General features: G+C 58.6%; 20 protein-coding genes. 2 read left to right on the forward strand and 18 right to left on the reverse strand.

Annotated features, from left to right (window positions below; genetic code table 11):
* Nucleotides 1-27: 27 nt before the first annotated feature.
* The 3 genes from thrC to alaC form a co-directional block, all read right to left on the reverse strand.
* The gene (thrC, locus tag U5J94_RS12260; protein ID WP_322565916.1) at nt 28-1,104 is read right to left on the reverse strand and encodes a threonine synthase; all 1,077 of its coding nucleotides are present in this window, start codon (nt 1,102-1,104) and stop codon (nt 28-30) included.
* A gap of 229 nt (nt 1,105-1,333) precedes the next feature.
* Entirely contained in the window at nt 1,334-2,647 is a 1,314-nt protein-coding gene (locus U5J94_RS12265) for a homoserine dehydrogenase (protein ID WP_322565917.1), read from the reverse strand.
* 18 nt (nt 2,648-2,665) lie between these two features.
* Entirely contained in the window at nt 2,666-3,874 is a 1,209-nt protein-coding gene (gene alaC, locus U5J94_RS12270; RefSeq protein ID WP_322565918.1) for an alanine transaminase, read from the reverse strand.
* A gap of 217 nt (nt 3,875-4,091) precedes the next feature.
* On the opposite strand from alaC, the gene U5J94_RS12275 reads away from it, so the two are divergent.
* Nucleotides 4,092-4,517: an Mth938-like domain-containing protein gene (locus U5J94_RS12275; protein ID WP_322565919.1), complete on the forward strand. Its 426-nt coding sequence runs from the start codon at nt 4,092-4,094 to the stop codon at nt 4,515-4,517.
* A gap of 273 nt (nt 4,518-4,790) precedes the next feature.
* On the opposite strand, the gene U5J94_RS12280 is transcribed toward U5J94_RS12275, so the two are convergent.
* The 8 genes from U5J94_RS12280 to surE form a co-directional block, all read right to left on the reverse strand.
* Nucleotides 4,791-5,249, reverse strand: coding sequence for a YiiD C-terminal domain-containing protein (locus tag U5J94_RS12280; protein WP_322565920.1), 459 nt, complete (start codon nt 5,247-5,249; stop codon nt 4,791-4,793).
* A gap of 53 nt (nt 5,250-5,302) precedes the next feature.
* Nucleotides 5,303-6,355 (reverse strand): hypothetical protein, encoded by a 1,053-nt coding sequence (locus tag U5J94_RS12285; protein ID WP_322565921.1) that lies wholly within the window; start codon nt 6,353-6,355, stop codon nt 5,303-5,305.
* Between the two features lie 124 nt (nt 6,356-6,479).
* Nucleotides 6,480-7,121: a hypothetical protein gene (locus U5J94_RS12290; protein ID WP_322565922.1), complete on the reverse strand. Its 642-nt coding sequence runs from the start codon at nt 7,119-7,121 to the stop codon at nt 6,480-6,482.
* Between the two features lie 828 nt (nt 7,122-7,949).
* Complete coding sequence (gene rpoS / locus U5J94_RS12295) at nt 7,950-8,969, reverse strand: RNA polymerase sigma factor RpoS (protein WP_322565923.1); 1,020 nt, start codon at nt 8,967-8,969, stop codon at nt 7,950-7,952.
* A 15-nt stretch (nt 8,970-8,984) separates the two neighbouring features.
* The gene (locus tag U5J94_RS12300) at nt 8,985-9,710 is read right to left on the reverse strand and encodes a peptidoglycan DD-metalloendopeptidase family protein (RefSeq protein ID WP_322565924.1); all 726 of its coding nucleotides are present in this window, start codon (nt 9,708-9,710) and stop codon (nt 8,985-8,987) included.
* Nucleotides 9,707-10,288 carry a YqaA family protein gene (locus U5J94_RS12305; RefSeq protein ID WP_322565925.1) on the reverse strand — a complete coding sequence of 194 codons (582 nt, stop codon included), beginning with the start codon at nt 10,286-10,288 and terminating at the stop codon, nt 9,707-9,709. The genes U5J94_RS12300 and U5J94_RS12305 overlap by 4 nt, the downstream gene beginning before the upstream one ends.
* Nucleotides 10,285-10,947, reverse strand: coding sequence for a protein-L-isoaspartate(D-aspartate) O-methyltransferase (locus U5J94_RS12310; RefSeq protein WP_322565926.1), 663 nt, complete (start codon nt 10,945-10,947; stop codon nt 10,285-10,287). Before U5J94_RS12310 ends, U5J94_RS12305 begins: the two co-directional genes overlap by 4 nt.
* Nucleotides 10,944-11,702, reverse strand: a complete 759-nt coding sequence (gene surE / locus U5J94_RS12315; RefSeq protein ID WP_322565927.1) for a 5'/3'-nucleotidase SurE — start codon at nt 11,700-11,702, stop codon at nt 10,944-10,946. The genes U5J94_RS12310 and surE overlap by 4 nt, the downstream gene beginning before the upstream one ends.
* Nucleotides 11,703-11,856: 154 nt before the next feature.
* On the opposite strand from surE, the gene U5J94_RS12320 reads away from it, so the two are divergent.
* Nucleotides 11,857-12,402 carry a Smr/MutS family protein gene (locus U5J94_RS12320; protein ID WP_322565928.1) on the forward strand — a complete coding sequence of 182 codons (546 nt, stop codon included), beginning with the start codon at nt 11,857-11,859 and terminating at the stop codon, nt 12,400-12,402.
* A gap of 32 nt (nt 12,403-12,434) precedes the next feature.
* Here the strand turns inward: U5J94_RS12320 and truD are convergent, their stop codons facing one another.
* From truD to tilS, 7 genes are all read right to left on the reverse strand, one after another.
* Entirely contained in the window at nt 12,435-13,469 is a 1,035-nt protein-coding gene (truD, locus tag U5J94_RS12325; protein ID WP_322565929.1) for a tRNA pseudouridine(13) synthase TruD, read from the reverse strand.
* 128 nt (nt 13,470-13,597) lie between these two features.
* Entirely contained in the window at nt 13,598-14,074 is a 477-nt protein-coding gene (ispF, locus tag U5J94_RS12330) for a 2-C-methyl-D-erythritol 2,4-cyclodiphosphate synthase (protein ID WP_322566496.1), read from the reverse strand.
* Nucleotides 14,074-14,802 (reverse strand): 2-C-methyl-D-erythritol 4-phosphate cytidylyltransferase, encoded by a 729-nt coding sequence (ispD, locus tag U5J94_RS12335; protein ID WP_322565930.1) that lies wholly within the window; start codon nt 14,800-14,802, stop codon nt 14,074-14,076. Before ispD ends, ispF begins: the two co-directional genes overlap by 1 nt.
* Nucleotides 14,803-15,108: 306 nt before the next feature.
* Nucleotides 15,109-15,417 (reverse strand): cell division protein FtsB, encoded by a 309-nt coding sequence (gene ftsB, locus U5J94_RS12340; RefSeq protein ID WP_322565931.1) that lies wholly within the window; start codon nt 15,415-15,417, stop codon nt 15,109-15,111.
* Between the two features lie 48 nt (nt 15,418-15,465).
* Nucleotides 15,466-16,758 carry a phosphopyruvate hydratase gene (eno, locus tag U5J94_RS12345; RefSeq protein WP_322565932.1) on the reverse strand — a complete coding sequence of 431 codons (1,293 nt, stop codon included), beginning with the start codon at nt 16,756-16,758 and terminating at the stop codon, nt 15,466-15,468.
* Nucleotides 16,759-16,901: 143 nt separating this feature from the next.
* The gene (locus U5J94_RS12350) at nt 16,902-18,551 is read right to left on the reverse strand and encodes a CTP synthase (protein WP_322565933.1); all 1,650 of its coding nucleotides are present in this window, start codon (nt 18,549-18,551) and stop codon (nt 16,902-16,904) included.
* A 113-nt stretch (nt 18,552-18,664) separates the two neighbouring features.
* Nucleotides 18,665-20,005 carry a tRNA lysidine(34) synthetase TilS gene (gene tilS / locus U5J94_RS12355; RefSeq protein ID WP_322565934.1) on the reverse strand — a complete coding sequence of 447 codons (1,341 nt, stop codon included), beginning with the start codon at nt 20,003-20,005 and terminating at the stop codon, nt 18,665-18,667.
* Nucleotides 20,006-20,027 lie beyond the last annotated feature (22 nt).

Genomic DNA, 20,027 nt, shown 5'->3' on the forward strand with positions numbered 1-20,027 from the left:
TGCCAACTGCCATCTGCCAACTTTGTTTTATGCCATATTCGCCAGAATCGCCTTCTTCACTTCTTCGAGTGTGGCGTCCACCGCCTGCACCGGCGTGCTTTGCTGGATCGCAATATCGGGATCTTTCAGACCATGACCGGTCAGGGTGCAGACGATCTTGCTGCCTTCGGGGATCTTGCCACTGGTGATATCGCGCATGGCGCCCGCCAGCGAGGTGGCCGAAGCCGGTTCACAGAATACGCCTTCCTTTTCGGCCAGCAGTTTTTGCGCAGCCAGGATCTCATCGTCGGAACATTCGTCGAACCAGCCTTTGGATTCTTCATGGACTTTCCAGGCCTTGTCCCAGCTTTGCGGATGCCCGATGCGGATCGCGGTGGCAACGGTGTCGGGATCGTCGACCATCTTGCCGCGCATGAACGGCGCGGAGCCGCTGGCCTGGTAACCGACCATGCGTGGCAGGCTGTTGACGATGCCGTTTTCGTGATATTCGCTATAACCCATCCAGTGCGCGGTGATATTGCCGGCGTTGCCGACCGGAATACAGTGAAAGTCCGGGACACTGCCCAGCTCTTCGACAATCTCAAACGCGGCGGTCTTCTGCCCCTGCAAGCGATAGGGGTTGATGGAGTTGACAATGGTTACCGGCGCCTCGGCGCCGACTTCCTTGACCAGTTGCATCCCTTCATCGAAGTTGCCCTTGATCTGGATAACCGTAGCACCGTGCATCATTGCCTGGGCCAGCTTGCCCAGTGCGATCTTGCCGTCGGGAATCAGCACAAACGCGGTAATCCCGGCACGCGCGGCATAGGCCGCCGCTGAAGCCGACGTATTGCCGGTGGAAGCACAGATGATCGCACGGCTGCCCTCTTCCACCGCCTTGGTCACCGCCATGGTCATGCCGCGATCCTTGAACGAACCGGTCGGATTCAGGCCTTCGTACTTGACGTAAATATCCACGTCCTTGCCCAGCGCCCTGGGAATGTTGTTCAGCCGAATCAGCGGCGTATTGCCCTCGCCCAGGCTGATGATGCGGGTGTCATCATGTACCGGCAGGCGGTCGCGGTACTTGTCAATTAAACCGGTATAACGGGTACGAAATGGCATCTTCAAAATTCCTCAATACAGGGCATGTTCAACATTACCCATTTTAAAACAATCGACTTCAAACGCAGAGTTCGCGGAGTCGCAGAGACGCGGAGGAGATAACAATGTTGAGTTCTGAATGTTGAATTTTGAATGACACAAAACATCACTATTCAAAATTCATAATTCAACATTCAAAATTATCTCTTTTGCCTCTGCGTCTCTGCGACCTCCGCGTTAAATTCGTATTCTATGCCTTTAGTGACTCGACGCGGATGCGGGTGACATTGCCTTGAATCGATTTCATGGCCTCGATTTTGGCAATGGCTTCGTTCATTTTACTCTCGCGCACCACGTGAGTCAGCATGATGACGTTGGCCTTGTCGGAGCCTTCACTCGGTTCTTTCTGGATGATCGCCTCAATGCTGATATCGCGCTCGCCCAGGATACGAGTCACTTCAGCCAGCACGCCGGGTTTGTCCTCGGCCTGCAGGCGCAGATAGTAGGCGGTTTCGACCGCCTCCATGTCCAGGATCGGCAGATCGGAGATCGCATCGGGCTGGAAGGCCAGGTGCGGAACGCGGTTTTCGGGATCAGAGGTCAGCACCCGCGCCACATCGACCAGATCGGCCACCACTGCCGAGGCGGTCGGCTCATCACCCGCGCCGGCACCGTAATATAAAGTGGGTCCGACGGCGTCGCCCATCACCAGCACGGCGTTCATCACGCCATCCACATTGGCGATCAGGCGGCGCTCGGGGATCAGGGTCGGATGCACGCGCAGCTCGACCCCCTTGTCGGTGCGCCGGGTCAGGCCCAGATGCTTGATGCGATAACCCAGCTCTTCGGCATAGGCAACATCTTCGCGGGTGATGTTACTGATGCCCTCGGTATAGGTCGCCGCGAACTGCAACGGAATACCGAAAGCGATCGACGAGAGAATCGTCAGTTTGTGCGCCGCATCGATGCCTTCCACGTCGAAAGTGGGATCGGCCTCGGCATAACCCAGTTCCTGCGCCTCTTTCAACACATCCTCGAACTCACGGCCCTTGTCGCGCATCTCGGTGAGAATGAAGTTGCCGGTGCCGTTGATAATACCGGCCAGCCACTGGATCTGGTTCCCGGCCAACCCTTCGCGGATCGCCTTTATAATAGGAATACCGCCGGCCACCGCCGCCTCGAAGGCGACCATGACGCCCTTTTTCTGCGCCGCGGCGAAGATTTCGTTGCCATGTTTGGCGATCAGCGCCTTGTTGGCAGTGACCACGTGCTTACCCTGCTCGATCGCCTGCATGACCAGATCTTTGGCCAGAGCGTCGCCGCCAATCAGTTCGATAACGATCTGGATATCGGGATTGCTGACCACGTCCTGCGGATCGGTGGTAAGCGTAATGCCGGTGGTGTCGCAAATGCGCGGCTTGTCCAGATCCCGTGCGGCGGCATGGGTAATGCGGATACCGCGCCCGGCGCGCCGTTCGATCTCCTCGGCATTGCGTCGCAATACATTCACGGTCCCGCCGCCGACGGTGCCCAATCCCAATAATCCTGCTTTAACCGGTTCCACTGACTTGCTTCCTCTTGATTATTTGCCGGCCTGCTTTTTGAGATCCTCTGGATCCTTGCGCAGCATGTCCCGGATGCCCCGAATGGCCTGCCGGGTACGGTGTTCATTTTCGATCAACCCGAAACGGACATGATCGTCACCGTAGTCACCGAAGCCGATGCCGGGCGACGCCGCCACCTTGGCTTCCTGTAACAGTAATTTTGAAAATTCCAGTGAGCCGATCTCTTTGTACTCCTCAGGGATCGGCGCCCAGACAAACATGGTGCCTTTGGGTTTTTCGATCTCCCAGCCCACGGATTTGAGCCCGTCGCACAACACATCACGACGCGAACGATAACGCTCGACGATCTCGGTGACACAATCCTGCGGGCCTTCCAGTGCCGTAATAGACGCCACCTGGATCGGCGTGAACATGCCGTAGTCGAGATAGGATTTCATCCTTGCCAGCGCCGCCACCAGGGTCGGATTGCCGACCATGAAGCCGACCCGCCAGCCGGGCATGTTGTAACTCTTGGAGAGGGAATAAAACTCCACCGCCACATCCTTGGCGCCGTTGACCTGCAAAATCGACGGTGCCTTGTAGCCGTCGAAGACAATGTCGGCATAGGCAATATCGTGCACCACCCAGATCTGGTGCTCGCGCGCGATATCGACCACTTTTTCGAAAAACTCGAGATCGACACACTGGGTGGTCGGGTTGCCGGGGAAGTTCAGCACCAGCATCTTGGGCTTGGGCCAGGAGTCCTTGATCGCCTTCTCCAGCCCCTCGAAAAAGTCGACCCCCGGCACCAGCGGCACATGGCGAATATCGGCACCGGCAATGATAAAACCGTAAGGATGAATCGGATAGGCCGGATTGGGGACCAGTACCGCGTCGCCCGGGCCGACCGTGGCCAGCGCCAGATGGGCCAGCCCCTCCTTGGAACCGATGGTGACGATCGCCTCGGACTCGGGATCCAGCTCCACGTCGAAACGCTGCTGGTACCAGCGGCATATGGCCCGGCGCAGACGCGGAACGCCGCGCGACAGGGAGTAGCGATGGGTATCGGGGCGCTGGGCCACCTCGACCAGCTTGTCGACGATGTGCTGCGGGGTCGGCTGATCGGGATTGCCCATGCCGAAGTCGATAATATCCTCGCCACGCGCCCGGGCCGCGGCCTTCAATTCACCAACGATATTAAAGACATACGGCGGCAGCCGTTTGATTCTCGGAAAATCGTCTATCAAGTGAGCAATCCGATAAGAAAAAAGGGTTAATGACCCGGGGTTCGCGTGCCGCCCCGTCTCGTCGCAAAGCGGGTAACATTAACGGGTTCGCCGGTAGACTGTCAATGTTCCCGTAAATTTCAGGGACTTAGCCCACGATCGGGCAGCGGACTTGACGCCGCGCCCGCCCCTGAACGAAGCTGTCGCCGCAAGCCTACTGGTCTTAACAGGAATCCGGATGAAATTCAGTCTCGAACAGGTCGGCGGACTCACCATCCGCGCTTACGATACCGGACGGGTCACCGTGGTCATCCCCCCCTGGCATCCTCTGCGCGGGGTGGTGAATATCGAGCAGGACCAGGAAGGTAACGCCGAATTCAATGACAGTTTCATCATCAGCCGCGAACATCTCACCTGCGACTGGGCGCCGCAAACCTACGATGAACTGCAGCCCGAACACCTCACCACCCTGCTCGCTTACGAACCGGAACTGATCCTGCTGGGCACCGGCGCGCAACTGCGCTTCCCCAATGGCGAGACCATGGCGCGGGTCCAGCAAGCCGGCGTCGGCCTGGAAGTCATGGACACCGCCGCCGCCTGCCGGACTTTTAATATATTAGTGGCTGAAGGGCGCAACGTTGTCGCCGCGTTGATGATGATTTAAAAACATTCACCGCAGAGGCGCAGAGAACACAGAGAACACAGAGAACACAGAGAACACAGAGATTAACAAGCTTAAAAACCATTGCAATTCTATATGGGAGGGACTTTCAGCCGCGACTCTCTGTGCCTGGAAAATCGTCGATACGTCACTTTCGGCGCCCATGCCTCTCGTGACATTTGTACTTCCCTGTGCGTCAATCGCTTCCCACAAGACAAAATCAATTATTTCTCTGTACCCTCTGGGTCTCTGCGGTAAAGTTATTAGCACCCATAATCAATTGTCTTGAGTCCCGCCGTCCAGCGCCACGAATTCACCACAGAACCGCCCGGCCACCCGCTCGTTGTATTCCAGTACTGACGCCACACTGATCCTGGCCCTGCCTTTGCGTGACAACATACGGATAAAGCGCGACCAGTCTGATACCCATTCAACGGACGCCCGCGCCGTGAATGATCCGTCAATCGGCAAATCATAGTCCATCGTATTGCGTTGAATCACCAGTCGACTCGAAAAGCCGTCGGCTCGAAGTCGGAGATGCAATAATGACCAGGCTGCCAGCGTCGCCAGCGCCGAGGCACTACCGCCAAACACCGTCTCGCGATGATTAATATTCGGCGCCAGCGGCGCGCTCAACACCACCTCATCCTGATTCGCGACCACAACCGACACCGCCATCGCCTTCGACAGCGGGATGTGCTCGTGGAGATAGTGTTCGAGTTCATCGGGAAGCAAGTAAGTTCCTTCTAACGTTTAATCAGGCATACTGTCCCCGGAATTTGGGAGCATTAACGTTTCAGTAGTTCGTAGAGCCTCAAGATGCTAGTAATAGAGCTTTGTTGCTCGCCGGTAAGCTTGAAGTCCGAATAGTACTGGCGCCCTTGAAAACGGATTATTGGATTAGCTGCTGCGGCCAATGCACGCATGTTGCGTAAGTCCTCATCTGTGGGAGACTTGTCTATCCATTCCCAGACATTGCCACCCGAGTGGTCTCGCTCAAATTCAAGCGAAGGGGATTCCCACCGGAAAGAATCAGCAGCAACTTTGTACGACCGAACAAATAACCAATCATCACCGTAATACTTGATTTTCATTCGAAGCCATGTCTTATCTGGCTTCACCCCAATGTATAACCTGGCCTCGTTTCTTAATGCGCTTCCCTTAGGCTGGATAAAATATCGATTTTCAACCTCATCATGTGTGATGCGGAAGCTTAAAAGTGCTTCTGCTATTGTTGCCTGAGAGGCCGGAAACTGAGAGGCGATATTTCTAATATGATCCAGCTTATCACGCCCGATTTGATCCCCATTATCAAGAGTGAATACATCTCTGCCGAAACTGATTTCGACTGATTCGACTAAGATTTTGGAGCCAGGCACTAAAGGCTCTGCTGAGTAACTGGCTGCTTGTTCATACTGTTCTAGCGGAACGATATCAGCACTGGATCCGTACTTGCCACCGTATTTTGGATTGCTCACGTAGTAGAACTCGCGACCGTTTTCCAACACGACAGGCCAAAATTGATAACCGGAAAAATCGGTGTGGCTTGGTTCGTCCGTATTGAAGTAGCCTTTCATCCCGACGTATCGTTCGTAATCGAGCCGATTTCTGCATGCGAACGACTCTGTGTCGGTACAGAACCCATCAAATCCATATTTCTGCAGCTGGTCAGGTTTTTCTGCAAGTACAAATTGCTCACGGTCGCCCGGCATGTAGGAAACGGTAGGCTGTTGAGTTTGAGTCGTTCTGCCATCCGTGGAGCCTGTTTCACCAGCAGGCATCTGAGCACAGGCTTGCAAAAAAAATATGGCTACCGCTATTAGGGATATCAATCTGATCATTATGTTTCCTTTTTTACGCTTGAGTTCAGCGGCGTTTGAGGCGCAGCCGATTTTACGGGAGCAAAATGGGCTGCGGGTCAAACGTCCGCTACAACGATTTGTTAGAAGGCGTACGAGATTCAGATTACACCTCAGGCAGCACCTTCTTGGGTGGCTGGCTGAACACCTCGCAAATGCACGCAAAGTTTGCGGTTTCCTTCCTGTCGAAGCTGCTTGCCGCCTTAACCGTCCGACGAACGTGATACACGCCAGTCGTGCCTGGAATCGGGTGCCCGTGAAGCTTGGACTTCCCCTTCTTGGGGTCGACGAAGCGTTTGGGTAGTTTCGCTTCAGAGACCACGATGAGGAACGCACGAGCGCCAGAACGGCAGACTTCTTTGAAGTGGAAAAGACGCCGTAGGTCTTGATCGATCTCCGCTTTAGGAGAGCTGCCGCGCTTCACCTCAAAGATGAAATGCACCGCATCCCACACGTTATCTTGGTATGGATTTGGATATGCGGCGTCCAGGATTGCGAGGTCCGCTCTCCAGAGGTCACGAAGCTCGTCCTTCATGGAGGTGTCGGCGAGGCGTCGATAAAGCACTTCTGGGCGAAGTACTTGGGCATCTGTGATCTTAGACTGAATCAGATTGCACGTTTCTGCTATTAACGCGGCCTCAGCTAGTGGATAGTCGCGGAAATAGGAACGTCGATACCCGACCCAGAAGGCAAGGCCTTGAAGTGCGTCTTCAAGAAAGGGGAGCCGTTCCGGCATCTTGTATCCCATGGGCTTAGCCTTCTAACAGTTAAATAGACGGCCGTTCGTAATTTTCGGTATTAGGCGGCCGTTCGCCTAAATCCGGATAAAGCTGCAAAAACGAACAGTCGCGCGGATATTCCTCAATTACCCCTAATCCTAGCAAGCATTCCATGTTTTTTCGACGCAGGAAACACGAATTATTCCTGCAATATCAGGGTTTTCCCCAACTATCACTAGCCGGGTTTTATCCCGTCAGACGCCGCCGTGCATCAAAAAAACAGGTCCGGGGGACGAGTTACGAGTGACGGGGTTGAGTTTCGCCGCGCCTCTGCGGCACCACTTTCTCGGCGTTTCCCAGCGGCATACAGCAAAATTGACGGTGCGTGGGACGGTACCCTATCGCTATAAGCTCTTAATCCCGTTAGACGCCGCCGAGCATCGCAGCGGAAGGAGGATTAGCCCGAAGGGTGGCGGCAGGGATGCCGCCACTCGCCAGAGGGCCAGGGATGGCCCTTCTGGCGAGCCCGACTGGAGCGAGAAGCGCAGGGAACCGGTTCAACCATTGGAAATGGCTGAACCGGCGGCGGCTTTCGGGGAGCTTCTTTGGGTACTTTCTTGTCGATACAAGAAAGTACCTCGCCGCGCGGGCGCGAGAGCCCGCTTTCAAGATCCAGATCGCCCGCAGGGCGCACATTTAGATAAGCCGGGTGGTTCCGACAAGAGTCGCCGATGGAATCGCCTCCCACAAAGGGAAAAACCAACGCTTTCAGGATTCAGCTCGCCCGCAGGGCGAACATTTAGTAAAGATTGGCGAGTAGCTTCGAAAGATTGCCGCGCGTTGCTCGCAATGACGCCTTATTTGAAAAGCGCGTCGACGGAGAAGCCGTCTTTTTCGAGGATATCGCGCAGCTTCTTCAGCGCCTCGAGCTGGATCTGCCGCACCCGCTCGCGGGTGACGCCGATGGTGTTGCCCACCTCCTCCAGCGTGGCGACGTCATACCCGTGCAGGCCGAAGCGCCGCTCCACCACTTCCCGCTGCTTCTCGCTGAGCTGCTCCAGCCACTGCTCGATGTTGGCTTTGACGTCCTCATCTTGCAGGAGGGTGACCGGATCGCTGTTGTTTTCGTCGGGGATGGCGTCGAGCAGGGAGTTGTCGGCATCGTGGCCCATGGGCGAGTCGACCGAGGCGATGCGCTCGTTGAGGCCGAGCATTTTTTTCACCTCTTCGATCGGCTTGTCGAGCATCTCGGCGACCTCTTCGGTGGTCGGCTCGTGATCCAGGCTCTGCGACAGATGCCGGGCGGCACGCAGGTAGATGTTGATCTCCTTGACCACGTGGATCGGCAGGCGGATGGTACGGGTCTGGTTCATGATGGCCCGCTCGATGGTCTGGCGTATCCACCAGGTGGCATAGGTGGAGAAGCGGAAGCCGCGTTCGGGGTCAAACTTTTCCACCGCGCGGATCAGGCCGAGATTGCCCTCTTCGATGAGATCCAGCAGCGCGAGCCCGCGATTGAGGTAGCGCCGGGCGATCTTGACCACCAGGCGCAGGTTGCACTCGATCATTTTCTTGCGCGCGGCGTCATCACCCTTGAGGGCCTTGCGCGAGTAGAATTTTTCTTCTTCGGCGGTCAGCAGCGGCGAGTAGCCAATCTCGCTGAGATACAGGCGCGTGGCATCGAGCTGGCCGTCGGGAATCACGCCGGGCTCGTACCGGTGAGGTTCTTCGATCGGCTCGGCTTCTGTCTCGGTATCCAGCTCTGCGTCGACGGTGAGTTTGCTCTGTTCGGCATCTTCTTCCGGCAGTGCATCCAGCTCATCATCGGCGTCCTTGTCCTGCTTGAGTTTATCCGCGTTATCTCCGTACTCAGTCATAGGCGACTACCGTGACTACGACCCCTTCTTTGGCAAGTATTTAACTGGATCCTGCGGTGTACCGTTACGACGAATCTCGAAGTGCAGTATCGCCTGATCCGAACTGTTTTTTCCCATCTCGGCTATGCGCTGCCCGGACTTGACGGTGTCATTCTCCTGAACAAGCAACTTGTCATTGTACGCATAGGCGCTGAAGTAAGTGGTATTGTGTTTTATTATTATCAGTTTCCCGTAACCGCGTAAACCGCCACCGCTGTAGACCACCTTGCCGTCCGCGGCAGCCTTTACAGACTGCCCCATTCTGCCGGCAATATCCAGCCCTTTTTTGCCCGGATCACTGCCCGGGAATGTGCCAACAATCTTGCCCTCCACCGGCCACGCCCATGACAGTGTATGATCGTCATTGGCGTCAACCTGATTTCTACTGGTAGCCTCCGTTGTATTAACGGCCGAAGTGTCGGCGGCATTAGTGGTTTGTTCCACGCCGGCGGTTCTGCCGGGATACATACGGATCTCCTGGCCGGGATAGATCGTATAGGGCGGATTGATGCCATTCCAGCGCGCCACGCTGCGATAGTCATGACCATATTCCCAGGCAATGGAATAGAGGGTATCGCCCTTGCTGACGGTGTAGACGCGGCTCTTGGCGGGTTGATCGCGATCCGGGTCGTAATGCACAAAGGGCCGACAACCGAACTGCGCGGCGATCAAGACGAGAATGAGTGCGACCCGTAGTTTCATCCGTTATTCAATACAAAATACGCGGTTATAATGGCCAGAATCACCAGCCACCCGAGGCGATCGATGTACTGGCGCAGGGTTTGTTGCATCGCCGGTCCGCCCCACCTCATCAATCCGGCCACCATGAAAAAGCGTGCCCCGCGTCCCACCGCCGAGGCGATGACAAACGGCAGAAACACCATGCCGACAACCCCGGCGGTAATAGTGAAAACCTTATAGGGTATCGGGGAAAACCCTGCTATGAAGATCACCCAGATCCCCCAATCGGCAAACCACTGTCGGGTTTGAAGGTATTTTTCCCAGTAACCGGCACTGTGTAACACCGGTTCGATCATTTCAAACGCGAACATGCCGATCAGATAACCGGCCATGCCGCCGAGCACCGAGGCGATGGTCGTCAGCAGCGCAAAGTACCAGGCGCGATCCGGGCGCGCCAGGGACATCGGCGCCAGCATGACATCGGGCGGGATGGGGAAGAAAGAGGATTCGGCAAAACTGAGGCCAAACAGATAGCCCGGCGCATGACGATGCGCCGACCAGAGCATGACCCGGTCGAACAGGGCGGAAAACAGTGTCACGAAATATCTCCTTGTACCAGCGGCACAAAACTGACCGCCTCCAGCAGGGTCTCATTAAATTCATCGCCCTGGCGTGTGATCAGACGCAGGCGTTGCGCCTGACCCTGCCCGCCGGTGGGAATCACCAGCCGGCCGCCATCCGCCAGTTGTTCGAGCAGCTCCGGGGGCACGTTCTCCGGCGCGGCGGTGACGATAATCCCATCATAGGGAGCGTGTTTTTTCCAGCCCCAATTGCCGTCACTGTGCTGATAACGCACGTTAGTGAGACGCAGCTCATATAACAGGTTGCGCGCCCGCTGCTGTAACGGCGCGATACGCTCGACGCTGAACACCTCGCCGACCAGTTGGGCCAGGATCGCGGTCTGATAACCGCAACCGGTGCCCACCTCCAGCACCCGTTGCGGACAGCCGGAGCCGAGCAGCACCTCGGTCATGCGCGCGACGATATAGGGCTGGGAGATGGTCTGACCGCTGCCGATGGGCAGCGCGGTATCTTCATAGGCGCGCGTGGCCAGTGCCTCGTCGACAAAGATGTGCCGGGGCGTGCGGCGCATGGCCTCCAACACCGCCTCGTTGGCGATGCCCTTCTCCCGCAGCCGGTCGATCAGCCGGTCGCGGGTGCGCTGCGAGGTCATGCCGATCCCGAGATGGCTGTTCATGCGCCCCACTTCGCCAGCCAGTCGGCGACTGACTGCAGAGCCTGATGGCGGGTGAGATCGATCTGGATCGGCGTCACCGAGACATAGCCGTTGCGCACCGCGTAAAAGTCGGTGCCCGGCCCGGCGTCCTGCTCGGCACCGGGCGGGCCGACCCAGTAGATATCCCGGCCGCGCGGATCCTCGGCCTTGATCACCGGCTCGGCCTTGTGCCGATGACCCAGGCGCGTGGCCTGATAGCCCGACAGATCCGCGAACGGCAGATCCGGCACGTTAATATTCAAAATGGTGTCCTGCGGCAGGGGATCGGCGGCCAGCCGATCGATGAACAGCTTGGTCACTTCCGCAGCGGTGGCATAGTGGGTGAATCGGTGCCCGCTGCCGGCCAGGGAAACGGCGATGGCCGGCAGGCCGAGAAAGCGCCCTTCCATGGCGGCGGCCACGGTGCCGGAGTAAAGCACATCGTCGCCCATGTTGGCGCCGGCATTGATCCCGGAGATGACCATGTCGGGCTCGTGATCCAGCAGCCCGGTGATGGCCAGATGCACGCAATCGGTCGGGGTGCCGTCGACCCGGATCAGGTTGTCGCCCAGACGCCGTGCGCGGATGGGCATTTCCAGGGTGAGGGAGTTGCTGGCGCCGCTGCGATCCCGCTCGGGTGCCACGATGGTGATCTCCGCAATCTCCTGCAGGGTCTGCGCCAGGGCATTGATCCCCGGGGCTTCATAGCCATCATCATTGCTCAACAGTATCCGCATAGCTGCTGCAGGAGGTTACATCATCGTTGGAAGTGGTTGAATGGATGGTAAATTTGGCCCTACTATACCGGATAAGCACGATCCCGCCTAGATTTTCCTTCGCTGCGCGAACGCGGGCCCGTATTCAAGCCACGTTGACGCCAGGCGGATCCGCATGAGCAAAAAATCCCCCGACAAAGAGGAGCTGGAACTGTTTCGCCAGGCCATGCAGGACGTGCGACGACTGCAAAGCGAACCCCGCCAGCGACCGGCGCGCCCCAAACCCACGCCCCGGCCGCGCCAGCGGGAACTGGACGAGGCGGCGGTGCTCGATGAAATGCTCTCCGATCCGGTTCATCCCGAAGATCTGGAAACCGGCGAGGAGCTGCTGTTCGCCCGCACCGGCCTGCAGCATAAACTGCTCAAGCGACTGCGCCGCGGCGAGCTGGCCATTGAGGCCGAGCTGGATCTGCACGGCCTGTTCCGCGTGGAAGCCCGTGAGGCGGTGGTAAGCTTTCTTAATGAATGCCGGCAAAACCGCGTGCGCTGCGTGCGCATCGTTCACGGCAAGGGCCACGGCTCCGAGCAGAAGCGCCCGGTGCTCAAGCAGTACGTCAACCACTGGCTGCAACAGCGCGACGAGATCCTCGCCTTCTGCTCCGCCCGGCCGGTGGACGGCGGCAGCGGCGCGATTTACGTGCTGCTCAAGCGCGGCAGCTAGCGGTACGCTTTAAACTAGTTCAATCCAGGCGTTCAGTGATCCGAGTCTGACACATCGATGCATTCACGAATCACGCCGGTGGCATAGGCCCCGGTTTCCAGTTCAAAACCGAGCGTTAGCTGCCTCCCCTGTTGGAACCAGTCGAGCTGTTTGACCGCCAGGCGCAGACTGCGTCGTTCCTGTTTCAGCCCCGCCTGTTCCAGGCCCTGACAGTAATCGGGATAGGCGTCAGCCAGCTGTTGTTCCATTGCCTTAACCGTACCGCCGCTTTTGAGTTCCCCCCGGCCCCAGAGCGGCCCGGTGGGATGGATATCCATCTCCATCAGGCGCTGCTGGATGGTCTCATCGATCGCTTCAGGGACGAAGATACTGTGGCTGCCGGCCAGCTGCATCACATCGCCCTCCAGCGCCCGCTGCCAGGTGCCTTCACTGACCCGTTGTGACAACAGCTGGTTGAACAACAACGAGCGGGCGGCGGAGAGATAGATACTGCGCTTGTTACGGTTGTTGATCCGCTCGCCGGCAAACAGGCGACGGGCCCAGTCGAGGTTGGCCTCATCGCGCCCGAAGCGCTGCGCCCCGAAATAGTTGGGCACACCGCTTTGCCCAATCGCAGTCAGCCGATCATGCAATGTCGCGGTATCGCCCTGCAGATCGCGCAGGGTGATCTCAAAGCGGTTGGTCTTGTGCACGCCGCGGCGCAGTTTCTTGCCGTGGCGGGTGGCCTGCAGAATCGACAAACCGTCATCGCTCAGCGCTGACCAGTCCGGCCCGACCTTGCCGGCCAGATCCAGGCTGAACCATTGACGCGTGATCGCCCGCCGATCCTTCATCCCGGAGAAACCCACGGCATTGGATCTGACACCGGCATGGCGAGCCAGCAGCTGGGCAATGTCCTGGGTATTGCGTTCGCGTTTTTCGATCCACAGCCAGACATGCTGGCCCTCGCCGATCGGTTCAAAGCCGAGCTGCTCCTCGACCACAAAATCGTCGACCCGTTGACGCAACACCCCTGTCACCGTCGGTTGACCTAAGGCGTAGGCAAGACTGGACCAATGCAAATTCATAAAGAAAGTTTTACCGCAGAGGAGGGAGATTAATTTTGAATGTTGAATGTTGAATGTTGAATCAAGACCCTATGCCCAATTCAGAATTTAACATTCAGCATTCATAATTATATCTTCGCGCCTCTACGTTATGGTTTTTTCTCAATCAGAACGACCGCCATCGCGGCGATGCCTTCGCCGCGACCGGTGAAGCCCATGCCTTCGGTGGTGGTGGCCTTGATGCTGAGGTTAGCCTTGTCGGTTTGCAGATCGCCGGCAAGCATTTTCCGCATGGAATCGATATGCGGGGCCAGTTTGGGTCGTTGAGCGATGATCGTGATATCCGCGTTAGTGATGCTGTGCTTGCGTTGCGCAATCAGTTCCATGACCTTGCGCAACAGAATGCGACTGTCGATGCCTTTGAATTCCGCGTCGCTATCCGGAAAGTGCCGGCCGATATCGCCCAGCGCCAGCGCGCCGAGCAGCGCATCACACAGGGCGTGGATCACCACATCACCATCGGAGTGGGCTTCGAGCCCCTGATCGTGCGGAATCGTCACGCCCCCCAGTACCAGGCGGCCACCGGGTTTGAAACGGTGCGCATCAAAGCCCTGTCCGATTCGCATCACGCCTGCTCCTGTTGTTGCAGATAAAATTCAGCCAGTGCCAGATCCTCCGGCCGGGTGATCTTGATATTGGCCGTACTGCCTTCCACCAGCAGCGGTTGATAACCGGCATACTCCATGGCCGAGGCCTCGTCGGTCACCAGCTGTTCGGCTTCGATGGCATTCTCCAGCGCCGAGCGCAGCAACCCCAGGCGAAACATCTGCGGAGTCAGCGCATGCCACAGCCCTTCCCGCTCCACGGTATCGACCACGCGGCCACTGGCTTCGGCCCGCTTCATGGTATCGCGCACCGGCACGGCCAGCAGGCCGCCCACCTCGTCTTCGGCCAGCGTGGTCATCAGATGTTCCAGATCGGACGGTGCGAGACACGGTCGTGCCGCATCGTGGACCAGCACCCAGTCCGCGTCGTCAGCATGCAGGGCGAGTTCATGCAGGGCGTTCAACACCGAATGGCAACGTTCGATACCGCCCTCAATCCGCGTCACCGGCTTAGCATAACGTGTATCCAGGTGTTCCCACCAACCGTCGTGGCGCGACAGTGCCACGATCGCGCCGTTCACCGACGGATGCGCCAGGAGCCGATCCAGGGTATGCAGAATAATCGCCCGACCATTCAATTCCAGATACTGTTTGGGGATCTCGCTGCCCATGCGCTTGCCGATCCCGGCGGCGGGAATCACGCACCAGAAATTCAGGGACGAGGGACGAGTGACGAGGGACGAGTTCATTGGGGTGCGATTTTATTATTCAATCCATTTTGGATAATTGAGTCGATCCCGGTAGAGTTGCCGGATTCGCGAAGTTTATGCCCGAAGGGTACTTAATCCGGCCTACTTCCGCCCAAGCCATTTTATATATTCCTCTGCGTCCTCCGCGCGGTGTACAGGGATGTACAAGTACCCAAAACACTCGCTACGCTCATGGGGCAGGCTCTGTCGCGGGAGGCAGGATGCCGGGAGCGACCTTTTGCGATCTCTGCGTTATTCACAGTGACCGTTAACAGAGGGAAATCGCAAGCATGACGAAAATCCCGCTTATTCCTCGTCCCTCGTCACTCGTCCCTCGTCACTGTCCTTTTCGATGACCTGAATAAAGGTTTCGCCTTCCTTGATCATCCCCAGCTCATCGCGGGCGCGCTCTTCCAGGGCGTCGAGGCCCTGTTTGAGATCTTCGACTTCGGCTTCCAGCGCCCGGTTGCGGGCCTTGAGTTCGCGGTTTTCCTGTTTCTGTTTTTCCACTTCCTGGTGCAGATGCCAGACCGTGGCCAGACTGCCGTCCCCGACCCATAAATCGTATTGCAGGGTGACAAACAGGATCAGCAGTATGGCTATCAGGATTCGCATGGGCTCTGGCTCTGGCTCTGGCTGTTGCTTGTGCCGTTCCCTCCGAGTCTAGCGTAAATTATAGAAAGCATCCTGCCCGGGATAGCGGGCTTCGTCACCCAGCCCTTCGCCAATGCGAATCAACTGGTTGTACTTGGCGACCCGATCCGAACGGGACATGGAGCCGGTCTTGATCTGGCCGGCGCCGGTGGCCACGGCCAGATCGGCGATGGTGGTGTCTTCGGTCTCGCCGGAACGGTGCGAAATGACCGCGGTATAGCCGGCCTTTTTGGCCATCTCGATCGCGGCCAGGGTTTCGCTCAGGGTACCGATCTGGTTGACCTTGATCAGGATCGAGTTGCCGATGCCCTTGTCGATCCCCTGTTTGAAGATTTCGGTATTGGTCACAAACAGATCGTCGCCCACCAGCTGCACTTTTTTGCCCAGGCGGTTGGTCAGTTGCTGCCAGCCGTCCCAGTCATCCTCGGCCATGCCGTCCTCGATGCTGATGATTGGGTACTTGTCGCACCACTGCTCCAGCACGTCGATAAATTCGGCGGCAGTCAGGCTCTTGTTTTCCGAGGCCAGGACATACTTGCCGTCCTGGTAGAACTCGCTGCTGGCCGCGTCGATGGCGATAAAGATATCCTTGCCGGCCTTATAGCCCGCTTTGTCGATCGCCTCAAGGATCACCTCGATCGCAGATTCGTTGGATGACAGGTCCGGAGCAAAACCGCCTTCGTCGCCAACGGCGGTATTCAGCCCCTTGGCGTGCAGCACGCCTTTCAGTGCGTGAAACACTTCGGCGCCGTAACGAATCGCCTCGTTGATACTGGGCGCACCGACCGGCATGATCATGAACTCCTGCAGATCGACGCTGTTATCCGCATGCGCCCCGCCGTTGATGATGTTCATCATCGGCACCGGCATGCGATAGGCCTCGCCGGTATACAGATACTGATACAGCGGCACGCCCTGCGCGCTGGCGGCGGCATGGGCGGTGGCCATGGAGACGGCCAGCAGCGCATTGGCGCCCAACTTGCTCTTGTTATCGGTGCCGTCGAGCTTGAGCATGATGTCATCGATCTGTTGCTGGTCGGCCGCATTCTCTCCAAGCAGGACCTTACGAATGGGGCCATTGACGTTGGCCACCGCCTTGCTCACGCCCTTGCCACCAAAGCGTTTTTTATCCTCGTCGCGCAGCTCGATGGCTTCGCGGGCGCCGGTGGAGGCGCCGGAAGGAACCGCGGCACGGCCTTTGGCACCGCACTGCAGGATAACGTCGGCTTCGACAGTCGGATTGCCGCGTGAGTCGATGATCTCACGCGCGACAATGTTGACGATTTCGGTTCCTCGACTCATTAATCGTATTACTCCAGATTCAATAGTAAGGGTTGTTAATTAAAAAAGATTGTTCGTTTCATGGCAGCGGTCGCCCGGCCTCACACCAAAGCGGCATTACTGGATTGTTGTTGCAGCCCCGAAGGAAACAAGGTTTGACCCTGTTACACGCCCAGCGCCTCCTCTGCGACCGGTTCGTGCACCGTGCGCGCGGCACGGATAAACGAGCTGAACAACGGATGCCCGTCGCGCGGCGTGGAGGTAAACTCCGGATGAAACTGGCAGGCGATAAACCAGGGGTGATCCTCCAGCTCCACCACTTCCACCAGGTTGCCATCCAGCGAGGTCCCGACCAGTTTGAGACCGGCCTGGCTGAGCTTGTCGCGGTAGTTGTTATTGAACTCGTAACGATGACGATGACGTTCGTTGATGATCTCGTGACCGTATATCTCCCGCGCCCGCGAGCCCTCTTCCAGGCGGCACTGCTGGGCGCCGAGACGCATGGTGCCGCCCAGATCGGAATTCTGGCCGCGGGTTTCCCGCTTGCCGTCGGCGTTGACCCACTCGGTAATCAGCGCAATCACCGGATCCGGGGTAGCGGGCTCGAATTCGGTACTGTGGGCTTTGTCCAGCCCCGCCACATGCCGGGCGAATTCGATCACCGCCACCTGCATGCCCAGGCAGATGCCCAGATAGGGAATGCGCTGCTCGCGCGCGTATCTGACCGCGGCGATCTTGCCTTCCACGCCCCGCTCGCCAAAGCCGCCGGGGACCAGAATCGCATCCATCCCCTGCAGGCAGGCCGTGCCTTCACGTTCGATCTCTTCGGAATCGACATACTGAATATTAACCCGGCTGCGGGTATGCAGGCCGGCGTGAATCAGCGCTTCGGACAGTGACTTGTAGGATTCGGTCAGCTCCACGTACTTGCCGACCATGGCGATGGTGACCTCGCCCTCGGGATGGGCCAGCGCTTCGCTCACGTGGCGCCACTCTTTGAGATCGGCCGGCGGCACATCCAGGCCGAGCTTGTCCACCACGATCTGATCCAGCCCCTGCTCGCTGAGCAGCAGCGGGATCGTGTAAATACTGTCCACGTCCAGCGCGGTGATGACGGCGCGCTGCTCGACGTTGGTAAACAGGGCGATCTTGCGCCGTTCGTCTTCGGGGATCGGGCGATCCGAACGGCACATCAGGATATCGGGCTGGATCCCGATAGAGCGCAGCTCCTTGACCGAGTGCTGGGTCGGCTTGGTTTTCAACTCGCCGGCGGTCGGGATATAGGGCAGCAGGGTCAAATGCATAAACAGCACGTTGTCATGACCCAGTTCCACACTCATCTGGCGAATGGCTTCGAGAAACGGCAGGGATTCAATGTCGCCCACGGTACCGCCGATCTCCACCATGGCCACGTCGGCCTCGTCGGCGCCTTCGACAATGCTGCGTTTGATCTCGTCGGTGATATGCGGAATGACCTGCACCGTCCCGCCCAGATAATCGCCCCGGCGCTCCTTGCTGATCACGTTGGCGTAGATACGGCCGGTGGTGAAGTTGTTCTTCTGGGTCATGGTGGTGCGCACGAAGCGCTCGTAATGGCCCAGATCGAGATCGGTTTCGGCGCCGTCCTCGGTCACGTACACCTCGCCGTGCTGAAACGGACTCATGGTGCCGGGATCGACATTGATATAGGGATCCAGTTTGAGCAGCGTGACTTTGAGCCCACGCGCTTCCAGGATCGCGGCCAATGAGGCGGAGGCGATGCCCTTCCCCAACGAGGAGACGACACCACCGGTAATGAAGACGTATTTAGTCATGAACCCAGCAAAGTGTTGAAGGTGAAACGGCGTTACCAGTGTTCGGTAACCTGTCTGATTGCTGGGCTAATATTGTCGTTGTTTTCGGCCGCTGATTCAATCTCTACAGCATGTTAAATTACCGGACTCGCCCGGCGGGTGATCAACAGACCCGATTCATCAGCGCCCGCGGCAAACGGCTCGCAAAGACAGTAATCCACCACCTGGGCTATTTGCCCGTCGATCAGGATCAGCGGGATCCGCTGGCGTTGCCAGGGCGGCACCCGCCACTCCTGCAGCAGTTTTTTGAGCTCGTGGCGATGGCCGCGGCCCGCCGGCCGACAGGATTCGCCACCCTGGCGAAACGCGATCTGCAGGCCGTGCTGCGCGATCGCACGCCGGGAAAGTCCCTGCCCCTGACACGGCTCGGCCTGCAGGATCTGCCCCTCCAGTTCGAGGATCGGCTGGTGTAGCGGATCCCAGGACTGCGGCGACGGGAGCGGTAAATCCGGCCGGTTTGCCAGGGCATAGAGGTGATCGGCATAGCGTCGCACCTCGACCCCGGCCCAGCCGACCTGCGGCATGGCATCGGGGGCGGCATAGAGCACCTCGTCCAGGATCCGGTTAAGATGGTTACTGTCCGGCAGGGGCAGACCCCGCACTTGCGCCAGCCAATAACGCAGCAGATTGCGCTGCCGGGGCGGATTGAGCGCCTGCAGGGGGGCCAGACGCAGACTGTCCGGGCTCTCGCCCTGGCACTGCCGGTAGTCCAGTTCGCCGAGCTCGTCGAGCAGCCCCGCCGCCTCGCCCTGGTGGCGCGCCGACCGACTCAGGGTCAGCGCCGCCGAGGGCCAGCGCTGCTGCAAGCGCGGCCACAGCTCGTGGCGCAGGTAATTGCGATCCAGATCGGTATCGAAATTGGAGGGATCCTCGATCCAGTGCAGATCGTGGTCGGCGGCATAGCGGCGCAGGGCCGCGCGGGTATAGCCGAGCAACGGCCGGCCCAGCCAGCCGTCGGCCAGAGGCGTGCTGACCGGCATGGCCGCCAGCCCTTTCACCCCGCTGCCGCGCAACAGCTGCAGCAATACCGTCTCGGCCTGATCATCCTGATGCTGGGCCAGCAACAAGCCGTCGCCGGCCTGGAGCAACTGCCGCCAGGCACTGTAACGGGCCTCGCGGCCGGCCGCCTCGGGGCTCTCGCCCAGCCCGGGATGGGCATGCACCGTCACCTCCACCAGTGGCACATCCAGGGTCGCACACACCTGCCGGCAGTGCGCGGCCCACGCGTCGGCGCGTTGGGCGAGCCCGTGGTTGATATGGATGGCCTCCAGCGGCACCGCCAGTTGTTCGCGCAGGCCGGCCAGGGCATGTAACAGGACGTGGGAGTCACAGCCGCCGCTGTAGGCGACCCGATAACGACTGGCCGGGGGCATCTGCGCCAGCTGATCCCGCAGTTGCGCGGCCGAGAAGGTCATGTGCGGCGCGCCGGGACGGGGA

This window comes from Thiohalophilus sp., from assembly GCF_034522235.1.
In the GTDB taxonomy this organism is placed as follows: Bacteria; Pseudomonadota; Gammaproteobacteria; order UBA6429; family Thiohalophilaceae; genus Thiohalophilus.

Excerpts from the sequence above, each read along its gene's own strand:
- rpoS (WP_322565923.1), bottom strand. The coding sequence starts at position 8,969 with ATGACTGAGTACGGAGATAACGCGGATAAACTCAAGCAGGACAAGGAC.
- truD (WP_322565929.1), bottom strand. The coding sequence starts at position 13,469 with ATGAATTTGCATTGGTCCAGTCTTGCCTACGCCTTAGGTCAACCGACG.
- U5J94_RS12285 (WP_322565921.1), bottom strand. The coding sequence starts at position 6,355 with ATGATCAGATTGATATCCCTAATAGCGGTAGCCATATTTTTTTTGCAA.
- tilS (WP_322565934.1), bottom strand. The coding sequence starts at position 20,005 with ATGACCTTCTCGGCCGCGCAACTGCGGGATCAGCTGGCGCAGATGCCC.
- U5J94_RS12320 (WP_322565928.1), top strand. The coding sequence starts at position 11,857 with ATGAGCAAAAAATCCCCCGACAAAGAGGAGCTGGAACTGTTTCGCCAG.
- U5J94_RS12290 (WP_322565922.1), bottom strand. The coding sequence starts at position 7,121 with ATGGGATACAAGATGCCGGAACGGCTCCCCTTTCTTGAAGACGCACTT.
- U5J94_RS12275 (WP_322565919.1), top strand. The coding sequence starts at position 4,092 with ATGAAATTCAGTCTCGAACAGGTCGGCGGACTCACCATCCGCGCTTAC.
- ispD (WP_322565930.1), bottom strand. The coding sequence starts at position 14,802 with ATGAACTCGTCCCTCGTCACTCGTCCCTCGTCCCTGAATTTCTGGTGC.
- eno (WP_322565932.1), bottom strand. The coding sequence starts at position 16,758 with ATGAGTCGAGGAACCGAAATCGTCAACATTGTCGCGCGTGAGATCATC.
- ispF (WP_322566496.1), bottom strand. The coding sequence starts at position 14,074 with ATGCGAATCGGACAGGGCTTTGATGCGCACCGTTTCAAACCCGGTGGC.
- U5J94_RS12310 (WP_322565926.1), bottom strand. The coding sequence starts at position 10,947 with ATGAACAGCCATCTCGGGATCGGCATGACCTCGCAGCGCACCCGCGAC.
- U5J94_RS12300 (WP_322565924.1), bottom strand. The coding sequence starts at position 9,710 with ATGAAACTACGGGTCGCACTCATTCTCGTCTTGATCGCCGCGCAGTTC.
- thrC (WP_322565916.1), bottom strand. The coding sequence starts at position 1,104 with ATGCCATTTCGTACCCGTTATACCGGTTTAATTGACAAGTACCGCGAC.
- U5J94_RS12350 (WP_322565933.1), bottom strand. The coding sequence starts at position 18,551 with ATGACTAAATACGTCTTCATTACCGGTGGTGTCGTCTCCTCGTTGGGG.
- ftsB (WP_322565931.1), bottom strand. The coding sequence starts at position 15,417 with ATGCGAATCCTGATAGCCATACTGCTGATCCTGTTTGTCACCCTGCAA.
- surE (WP_322565927.1), bottom strand. The coding sequence starts at position 11,702 with ATGCGGATACTGTTGAGCAATGATGATGGCTATGAAGCCCCGGGGATC.